We start from the raw sequence: 2,889 nt of genomic DNA on the forward strand, positions 1-2,889 counted from the left end.
GGTGGGGGCGACGGTGGCGGCCCTGCTGTCGGCATCGGGAGTGGGGCAGGTCGACGTCCAGGACGGCGGCTGTGTCGAGCCGTGGGACGCGGCGCCGGGCGGTGTGGGTGCCGAGCGGATCGGGGAGCGCCGGGACAGCGCGGTGCGGCGGCTGGTGCGGCAGGTGGCGCCGGTCCCCCGGCCGCGGTCCCGGGGCGGGGGCGGCGGTGCGGCCGAACCGCCCCTGGCCCTGGTGGTGTTCGCCCCGCGGGACGGGCTGGCCGCCCACGCGCCCGACCCGGCCGCCGCGCAGGAGCTCGTCCTGGCCGGGACTCCCCATATGTACGCGGGTGTCCTGGAAGCCACCGGCGTGGTGGGGCCTCTGGTGCTGCCGGGCCGCACGGCGTGTGCGGGCTGCGTCGAGCTCGGGCGGGCCGGGCGCGATCCCGCCTGGCCGCGAATGCTCGCCCAGTGGCGCTCGGGCCGCGCCCCGGGGGTACCGTCGTGCGACATGGCACTGGCCACGGTCGTGGCGGGGCTGACCGTGTCGCGGGCTCTGGCCTTCCTCGACGGTGGGTCCCCGGCGAGCGCGGGGGTGCGGCTGGAGCTGGCGCTGCCGGGTCCGGCCTGGTCCCCGCGGCCCGTCGAGCCGCATCCGCGGTGCCCGTGCGGCGCGGCGGGATCTCCGGATTCCGGATATGCCCCGGCCGCCGGGGGACAGCACGGAACAATGAGCAGGTAACCGCCGTCCGCGGCGTGGCTGTTCAGCGAGTTGGAGGGGCGCATGTCTGATCTACCCCGCAAGGCGGTCACCCGTACCGCCAAGTTGGCCGCGCTGCCACTGGGGTTCGCGGGGCGCACGGCGCTCGGGCTGGGAAAGCGCATCGGCGGCCGGCCCGCGGAACTCATCGCGACGGAACTGCAGCAGCGCACGGCCGAGCAGCTGTTCGCGACACTGGGCCAGCTGAAGGGGGGTGCGATGAAGCTGGGCCAGGCGCTGTCGGTCTTCGAGTCGGCGCTCCCCGAGCAGATCGCGGGCCCTTACCGGGCGGCCCTGACCAAGCTCCAGGAAGCGGCCCCGCCGATGCCGACGAAGTCGGTGCACGCGGCGCTGGCGGAGCGGCTGGGCCCGGACTGGCGGGAGCTGTTCGAAGAGTTCGAGGAGCAGCCCGCGGCTGCCGCGTCGATCGGGCAAGTGCACCGGGCCGTCTGGCACGACGGGCGCGAGGTCGCGGTCAAGGTGCAGTATCCGGGGGCGGGCGAGGCGCTGCTGTCCGACCTCACCCAGCTGGGCCGCTTCGCCCGGCTGCTGGGGCCACTGATCCCCGGGATGGACATCAAGCCGCTGATCTCCGAGCTGCGCGACCGGGTGTCCGAGGAGCTGGACTACGAGCTGGAGGCCCGTGCCCAGGCCGCGCACGCGCGGGAGTTCGCGGCCGACCCGGACGTGACGGTGCCCCGGGTGGTGCACCAGAGCGATCAGGTGCTGATCACAGAGTGGCTGGGCGGGGTGCCGCTGTCGGAGGTCATAGCGGACGGCACCCAGGAGCAGCGGGACAGAGCGGGGCAATTGCTGGCGCGCTTCCTGTTCTCGGGCGCGGCGCGCACGGGGCTGTTGCACGCCGACCCGCACCCGGGCAACTTCCGGCTGCTGACCGGGGACGCCCCTGACGGTCCGCCGGAGAAGTGGCGGCTGGGGGTGCTGGACTTCGGCACGGTGGACCGGCTGCCGCAGGGGCTCCCGCCGACGATCGGCACGGCCCTGCGGCTGACGCTGGACGGCGACGCGGAGGCGGTCCACGAGCTCCTGCGCGACGAGGGGTTCGTCAAACCGGAGATCGAGCTCGACCCCGGAGCCGTGCTGGACTACCTGCTGCCGATCATCGAGCCGGCACAGGTCGCGGAGTTCACCTTCACCCGGGGCTGGATGCGGGCCCAGGCGACCCGGGTCGCCGACCCCCGGTCGCCCGCCTACCAGCTGGGGCGACAGCTCAATCTGCCGCCCTCCTACCTGCTGATACACCGGGTGACGACCAGCACCATCGGGGTGCTGTGCCAGCTGGGCGCGACGGTGCGGCTGAGGGACGAGATGGAGGCATGGGTGCCCGGCTTCGCGGCGGCGGACAAGAGCCAGGAGACCCCCGCGTCCTGACGGGCAGCGTCCTGACGGTCCGTGCTCTGACGGTCCGTGCCCTTACGCGTCCTTACCGGCCGAGCCCCGGGAGGGGCTCACCACCAGGAGGAGTCGAGTCTGCTCTCGATGGCTCTGATGTTGTCGCGGGCGCAGTCGTCGCAGAAGTAGCGGCGGCTGCCGTTCTCGACGGAACAGGTCCAGGTCGGCGGCGGCATACCGTCGGCGGTGGTGCCACAGCGAGCGCACGTCACGGGCGCGGCGTTCTCCGTGGCCTCAGGATCCAACTGCACTGACTCATGCGTCTTCCGGTCCACTCCCAGACGATATCCCCGAGGGCGCGCCGCAAGGGCACAACGCACCCGAGGCCCTGCGGGGCCGAATCCGTTCGGATCCGGCCCCGCAGGGGTCATGGTGAGCTCCGGGCGGCGCCGCGCCCCGGCCGGGGTGGGGCGACCGGGGCAGCCGGGCGGCCAAGCGGCAGGGGCAACCAGGCGGCCAAGAGGCCGGGCGGCCGAGGCGGCGCCAGGCCGGCCAGGCGCAGGTCAGTGCATCACGGCCATGGCCAGCGCGCGGCGGGCGCGCAGGGAGGCGCGCTCGGCGCGGCGCTGCATCCGGCGGGCGGCGGCGAGGCGGATGGCCCTGCGCTCCGACTCGGCCGCCCGGAGGCGGTCGTCCATATGGGCCCGGGCCAGGGCTTCTGGGATGAGTTGCATTTCGAGGTTCCTGTTCTGGCGGGAGGCGGTCGCGCGGGAGGCGTCACGGGCGGGGGCTTCGGG

At 74.4% G+C, this 2,889-nt stretch carries 4 protein-coding genes; 2 read left to right on the plus strand and 2 right to left on the minus strand.

The window, feature by feature from the left end; genetic code table 11:
* Together K6I34_RS34840 and K6I34_RS34845 are read left to right on the plus strand one after the other, a co-directional pair.
* A partial coding sequence (locus K6I34_RS34840) for a ThiF family adenylyltransferase (protein ID WP_229332037.1) occupies positions 1-721 on the plus strand: 721 nt, incomplete at its 5' end.
* Between the two features lie 42 nt (positions 722-763).
* Entirely contained in the window at positions 764-2,131 is a 1,368-nt protein-coding gene (locus K6I34_RS34845; RefSeq protein ID WP_229332038.1) for an AarF/ABC1/UbiB kinase family protein, read from the plus strand.
* A 77-nt stretch (positions 2,132-2,208) separates the two neighbouring features.
* Here the strand turns inward: K6I34_RS34845 and K6I34_RS34850 are convergent, their stop codons facing one another.
* Together K6I34_RS34850 and K6I34_RS34855 are read right to left on the minus strand one after the other, a co-directional pair.
* Positions 2,209-2,403 (minus strand): hypothetical protein, encoded by a 195-nt coding sequence (locus K6I34_RS34850; protein WP_374231104.1) that lies wholly within the window; start codon positions 2,401-2,403, stop codon positions 2,209-2,211.
* A 252-nt stretch (positions 2,404-2,655) separates the two neighbouring features.
* A partial coding sequence (locus K6I34_RS34855; protein WP_229332039.1) for a hypothetical protein occupies positions 2,656-2,889 on the minus strand: 234 nt, incomplete at its 5' end.

Origin of the sequence: Streptomyces sp. UNOC14_S4 (assembly GCF_020740835.1) — a bacterium.
GTDB lineage: Bacteria > Actinomycetota > Actinomycetes > Streptomycetales > Streptomycetaceae > Streptomyces.

Excerpts from the sequence above, each read along its gene's own strand:
- K6I34_RS34845 (WP_229332038.1), top strand. The coding sequence starts at position 764 with ATGTCTGATCTACCCCGCAAGGCGGTCACCCGTACCGCCAAGTTGGCC.